Below are 6552 nucleotides of genomic sequence, written 5' to 3'. Positions count from 1 at the left end.
TTGAACCAACAATTTAATGTTGTGTTCGGAATTAACGTTGACATATTGCAATTCAGTTTTCAATGTTCATTTCTTCATTTAATTAATAGTTGCTTTACAATGTTAACATCTTGCTAGACGCTTTGTCAATAAGAAAATATTATTTTTTAACAATCAATTAACATTACTGTAACAATATTAAATTATTATTCTTATTAATGCAAGTATATTTTTTACACTTTTTATAATTAATTTAAATAATTTGTTTGCCGTTTTTGACGACTTTTATATAATATCAATTTCATCTAGAAAAGTCAACAACAATTTTAATTTTAATATTTTTGAATTCACGTTTGTAAAATCAAATGTTTGCCACAAGAAACAATTCTACCACCATTCAGAAAAAAAGCAATAGAAAAACGAATAGAAATTAAAATAATTTCTATCCGCTAACAAAAACTCCCTATTTATTAGTCTTTTCAATGATTTGTTGTGCCATAGATTGATATATTTGACCAAGTCTATCATCTGTTTGATATATAGATGGCGCAAAGTCTTTAGGATTCCATGAGGGTTGTTCTAATGGAAGATGTCCTAATAGATCAGTTTGCAGTTCTTCTGCAAGTTTCTCTCCACCGCCAGTACCAAAGACATATTCTTTATTTCCAGTTTCTTTACTTTGGAAATAAGACATATTTTCAATCACGCCTAAAATAGAATGTTCTGTATGTTTCGCCATTGCTCCAGCTCTTGCAGCAACAAAAGCTGCTGTTGGATGTGGTGTAGTTACAATAATTTCTTTACTTGAGGGTAACATAGTATGAACATCCAATGCGATATCCCCTGTGCCAGGTGGTAAATCTAGGATAAGATAATCTAAATCACCCCATCTTACTTCAACAAAAAAGTTTGTGAGCATTTTACCGAGCATTGGCCCTCTCCATATAACTGGTGCATTTTCTTCAACAAAGAATGCCATAGATATCACTTTAACACCGTGACGTTCAACTGGTATAATTTCTTTCCCTTGAACACCTGGCTTCTCATCAATACCCATCATATCAGGAACACTAAAACCATAAATATCTGCGTCAACTAGTCCAACCTTTTTACCTTCTCTTGCTAGAGACACAGCTAGATTGACCGCTACTGTTGATTTACCGACACCACCTTTACCTGAGGCAATTGCAATAAATTCAACCGGATTATCCTTTGATAGCAATCCTTCTATTGTTTGATTTTGTTCTTCCCCTGACCCACGGTATTGTTCTACAACTTCTGGTGGTAATTCTTCAAACCGAATGCCGACTGTATTTGCACCATTTTCTTTAAGTACTTCTACAATTGCCATTTGCAAATCTAATTGCGGTTGTCCACCTAATTGAGCCATAGCTACTTTAACACTTACATGCTCTTTTTCTTCTTTAATACTTACTTCAACAATTCCATCAGTTTCTTTCAATGGTACATCTATTATTGGATCTTTCAATTCTCCAACAAGTTCTTTAACTTGCTCTATCGTTAACACAAAGCGTCCCCCTCTTATTTCATTATCAATTATATTCTAACAAATAAACTTTGACTATGCTTTAAATTATTTATACTTAGTATAAATTTAATACAGTTAATAAAAAAGCAGTTAGCTCAATTTATTCTTAATATAAGAATTATGAACTAGCTGCTTTAATCTAACAATGTTTAAATCAATCAACATATTTACTTACACAACTGTTTTGAGCTGAAGTATATGATGGAAATACTATTTGTGCTTATCATTTAGATTTTTACTATCTGGGTAGAAGATTTCCTTACATATGAACAAAATGCCAATAATTAGGACAATCACCCAAAAATCAATATTGATATACGCATAATGAATATGCACTATAAAATAAAATAGTAAGGTCGTTACCGTAAATGTGATTAAATGATATGTTGTTCCTTGAAAATACGGATTCTCAGGTATTTTTTTCCGAAAGTAATCCATTAAGTTCTCTATAATAAATAAGTTAAAGTAGCCTAACACGATATAACTACCATAATAAATTAAATTATCGTAAAAACTTTTATTATAACCAAAGTACGCCAAATGAAAATATATTAAAATCCTACTCAACCCATATAAGCCAAAACCTAGAAATGTTAAGAATATGGCGCCTGATATTATAAATACAGAAAGTACAATAAGCGTTGTAAATAAATATCTAATATATTTCATTGCTTACTGTCCTCCCTTTCTCCACATATCTATAGTATATGCAAATGATATATTCACCCTTATTATTTATATTACCATTATACCCGACTGGTACAAAAACCATATACGCAAGTAGTAATTTTCACGTAATTTCAACATTAATTTAATGTAAGTACATCACTAATTAGATGTTACTGGCTTCTCCTTATATAAGAATAACCATAACAAAATAAGTGCTATTAGTATAATAAAGCTTAAAATAATAACATTGTGTATTTGAACGCTAATAAAAGTAAACGATAAAGCATACATGTATCCCATAATTGTAGACCCTATTGAGTTGCCTAAACTTTTAGTTAATGTATACAGTGACATCATACGTTTCATGTTTGCAGGAGATGTTTCTTCTTGGGTAATTACACTGTCTTTAGTATAAACTGTTCCGAAACTAACACCAGCTAATAATAGACTAAATCCAACAAATAGTGGAGAGTCCGTTCCAATAAATACTAATATCCCACAAATTATTAATGATGTAAACGCACTGATATATAATGCCTTTCTCGACATTTTCGCTTCTATCTTATCAAGTGAAAAATTTAAAACTAGCCATGCAAACGAAATTGGAAAAATGACAAACCCACTTTGTAATGGTGATAAACCAATATCTTCTTGTAAATAGATTGGCATATACAAATTGTATCCCATCAATATAATTGCATACGCAAAATCAGTAAAGAAAATTAAGACAATCATTTTATTAAATTCTTTTACTGGTACAAATGGTGTTTTGACCCTCTTTTGATTTTTAAATAATATGGTTGCTACTACAATCGCTATAATCAAAGATAATATATTTAAATATAGATTTGACTTATTCATAACTGTAAAAATTATAAAAAAAACAAAAACATAAAATAAAGTTAAACCTTTTATATCTAACTTATTTTTAGCCCTCGTGCTTTCATTCTCAAAATGGAAAGTAAATATAACCAGTATCATTGCTATTATAGCAATCGGAATATTCACAAAGAATAACCAGTGCCAAGTTGCAAATTCTAAAATTCCGCCACCTAGTACTGGACCAATAATACTTGATATCCCCCATACGCTTCCTACAGTACCCATAATTTTATAACGTAATGGGATTTCAAATGCTAATTTAGGTACGATTTGGCTTAAAGCCATCATAACCCCAGCACCTAATCCTTGAATAAAGCGAGACACAATTAATAAAGTAAAAGTGTCACTTAGTCCAGATAGCAAACTTCCTGCCGTGAATAATAACAGTCCTAATAATGTTATGTATATAATTTTAGTGCGTTCTAGTAGTTCACCTACTATTGGATTAGCAATGACTATCGCAATAAAATAAACTGCGAATATGAGTGAAATGGATGATTCTACATTCAAATCCATTTTAATTGTTGGTAAAGCTAAAGAAACAATGGATGTTTCAATAGCAGACATAAACATTATTAAAATAAGCGCAACTACGATACCTAATGATTTTATATTCATGTACTTTTCTCAACTCTCTTATCTTTTTAATTTTATATCCATTTCTACTTAATCATTATTTATTTGTAAGTTCAATATCATTATTTTACTTTTAGTTAAAAAACTGATGATTATCGGAATTAATACTCCATTATATTTACCATTTAAATACACAAATAATTATTTGCTAAAATGACTATTTGTACAAAAATGAGGCTGCAACAAATTAATTGTCTCAGCCTCATCCGTTATATTGGTAATAACTTACTGGCTTCAAAATATAAGCCCCACTACCATATATAAATCTACATAAAATATATAATCGCTATAAAATGGAATACTGACGCAATCACAATAAAGAAATGCCAAATCATATGAAAATATGGTCGATCCTTTTGTGCATAAAACCAAGCACCTATTGTGTATGCAATTCCACCAAATAGTATAAATAGCATAAATGTAAGTGACGTATCAAAAATAATTTTAGGTAAGAACAACACACCAACCCACCCCATTACTAGATACATAATTAAACTTAATTTATGGTTAACATTTTTAGCTAGTGATTTGTATAAAATGCCCCAAATCGTTATTCCCCATAGTACAATCATTGCTGACCAGCCAATCCAACCACCAACTAAAGCTAAACAAATTGGAGTATATGTACCAGCGATTGCAACATAAATCATACTGTGGTCAATTATGCGCAAAATGAATTTATGTGATGATTTGTTTGGCATCGAATGGTAAACCGTTGATGATATAAACATTAAAAATATACTTATAACATAAACAGAAACACTAAATGCCCCCATTACACCAAAGTTTAGAAAACTTAAGATGGCAGCATAAGGTAGCGCACATAACGCTATAAAAGCTGCTACACCGTGGGATACTGCATTTCCTATTTCTTCGCCAAATGTTAAAGGTACAATATCTTTAAATGTTTTAACTACTTTATTATCATCAGCTTTTATTGATTGAGACAACAGTGTAACCACCTTTTTTATATCATATTCATACGTTTTAAATCTGCTCTAGCTGTTTCCACACTATCTTTACCTTCTTTATTTTTGAGTGGGGAAAATTCCTCATCTCTCGGAACTTGTAAAGTAATAAAGCTATTTGCATACTGGAAAATATCAAAATAAAAGAGTTCAAATTTCAACGTTGATTGTTCAATAACACCAAAATCTTCATCTAATTGTTTTAAATTTTTGATTGCTAAATGATATGGTAATTCATTGTCAACGACATTATTAATAAATAAAAGTTTGAAAGAATGGATACCTATATTAGCATTATTAAACTCATTTGCTACCTCTGGGCTTAGTTCTGAATATTCAAGTACGGTGTCCTTGTGTTTTGTATGAACTAATCGACCAACACTTTCGCCATCTTTGGGTTGTATCGATTTTGTAGTAATATCCATACTATTTTGGAATGTGTATCCCGCAAATAATGGATCAAGTACTTTAACTAGTACATTATCGATGTTATTTAAGAAAATGTATTCGACACCATTATCTAACATTTCTTGTAAATACCCAGCCTTTTTAAGCGCTTTAAATACACCGCCATTACCATTTGGTGTTTCTAATATATTATTATCTACATCTAATACTAATTTACCTTCTTCAGATAAAGCTACAATATTATCTTGCATAAAGAAATGTACATGTGATTTATCATAACCAAAATAATTATTTGACTCGAAGAATAATTGTGTTTCTTGATCATTGATTTTACTGGTCATGATATACCAATCAACAAATTCGCCTGTTTGCTCTTTTAATGCTAATAATTGTTTAGCCTGAATCTCAAATAAGCTTACGCCTTCAATTTCGAAAGAACCCTTAGGTCCTTTATACCCCAATCGAGTACCTTGCCCTCCAGCCATAAGTAGTACTGCAAATTTACCTTTACGAATAGCTTCAAATCCAACTTTTTCATATTGCTCAATCTCTTCGTCTGTAAATTCATTTTTTATATCATACTTTACTTCATTAATAGAAGTAACATCATCAATCTCTTTTTTATTTATATATAAATCCTCGTATAAATCTTGAATATCCGTTAAATTTAGTGCATCTAGTTTTTCAGATAGTTGTTCTTTCTCATTTGTGCTCATTAATTTTTCAAACTCAATGAGATGGTCTTGATTAAACTTTTCTAAAGCTTTCTTATCTAGCATGCTCTCTCTCCTTAATATCCAAATATTTAAATAAAAAATATATCTTATTTGCATTACGGATATATAATTTCACTATATGTACTTTATATTATTATGATGCTCAGTACAACCATAATTATAACCAATTCAATAATAACCTATGTATAGACGGTTGAAAAATTACATAAATTGCTCCAATCGACAACGCGCTAGCTAGAGACAAGTCAACTAGACCGCCTGTTTTAAAAACTATTGGAAATTTTACGCTTATTGGAACAGGATAAAATAATTTAACACCTCTTGGGGTTAACATGTCTAGTATAACATGTGAAAGCAAACCAAGAACAATACTACTCAAATAATAATCCGGGGTTTGAATCAAATAAAGTAAAAAGATAATAATTCCTATAAATAAAAGTGAATGTGTAAATGTCCTGTGTCCAAATACTATCCTAATTAAATAACTAATAAGTTTAAATCGTCTACCAATTTTACTTTGTGCGTGACAAATATCAGGTATCAAACTCGAAATAACTGCAAGCGTTATAACTGTAACAGATGTAAACAAATCAGTATGAAAATATTCTAGTGTTAAAGCTCCGACTAATAAGCCGCATGATGCGTGGGTTTTACCTGTCATTTTCACTACTCCTTATCGGATTATATTTTAGCACATTTACGCGTTAAATGCGAACATACTTTC

The 6552-nt window shown here is 30.4% G+C and carries 6 protein-coding genes; all 6 read right to left on the bottom strand.

Translation table 11 applies throughout. The annotated features are described in order from the left end of the window. Window positions 1-442: 442 nt before the first annotated feature. The 6 genes from J5E45_RS09630 to J5E45_RS09605 all read right to left on the bottom strand — a co-directional run bounded on the left by J5E45_RS09630 (window position 443) and on the right by J5E45_RS09605 (window position 6489). Entirely contained in the window at window positions 443-1507 is a 1065-nt protein-coding gene (locus J5E45_RS09630; protein ID WP_039069811.1) for a P-loop NTPase, read from the bottom strand. A gap of 231 nt (window positions 1508-1738) precedes the next feature. Next, a complete protein-coding gene (locus tag J5E45_RS09625) occupies window positions 1739-2197 on the bottom strand; it encodes a SepA family multidrug efflux transporter (RefSeq protein WP_029378551.1) in 459 nt (152 codons plus the stop codon). Window positions 2198-2356: 159 nt separating this feature from the next. Then, window positions 2357-3697 (bottom strand): multidrug efflux MFS transporter SdrM, encoded by a 1341-nt coding sequence (gene sdrM / locus J5E45_RS09620; RefSeq protein WP_069792437.1) that lies wholly within the window; start codon window positions 3695-3697, stop codon window positions 2357-2359. A 284-nt stretch (window positions 3698-3981) separates the two neighbouring features. Continuing rightward, window positions 3982-4665: a PAQR family membrane homeostasis protein TrhA gene (trhA, locus tag J5E45_RS09615; RefSeq protein ID WP_039069809.1), complete on the bottom strand. Its 684-nt coding sequence runs from the start codon at window positions 4663-4665 to the stop codon at window positions 3982-3984. A gap of 17 nt (window positions 4666-4682) precedes the next feature. Further along, window positions 4683-5870, bottom strand: coding sequence for a UTP--glucose-1-phosphate uridylyltransferase (locus J5E45_RS09610; RefSeq protein WP_107548537.1), 1188 nt, complete (start codon window positions 5868-5870; stop codon window positions 4683-4685). 115 nt (window positions 5871-5985) lie between these two features. After that, on the bottom strand, window positions 5986-6489 hold the full coding sequence (locus J5E45_RS09605) for a metal-dependent hydrolase (RefSeq protein WP_101093802.1): 504 nt from the start codon (window positions 6487-6489) through the stop codon (window positions 5986-5988). Window positions 6490-6552 lie beyond the last annotated feature (63 nt).

This window comes from Staphylococcus shinii (assembly GCF_017583065.1).
Lineage (GTDB): Bacteria > Bacillota > Bacilli > Staphylococcales > Staphylococcaceae > Staphylococcus > Staphylococcus shinii.
The sequence above is the reverse complement of the archived record's forward strand: the minus strand, read 5'-3'. Positions and strand labels throughout refer to the sequence as shown.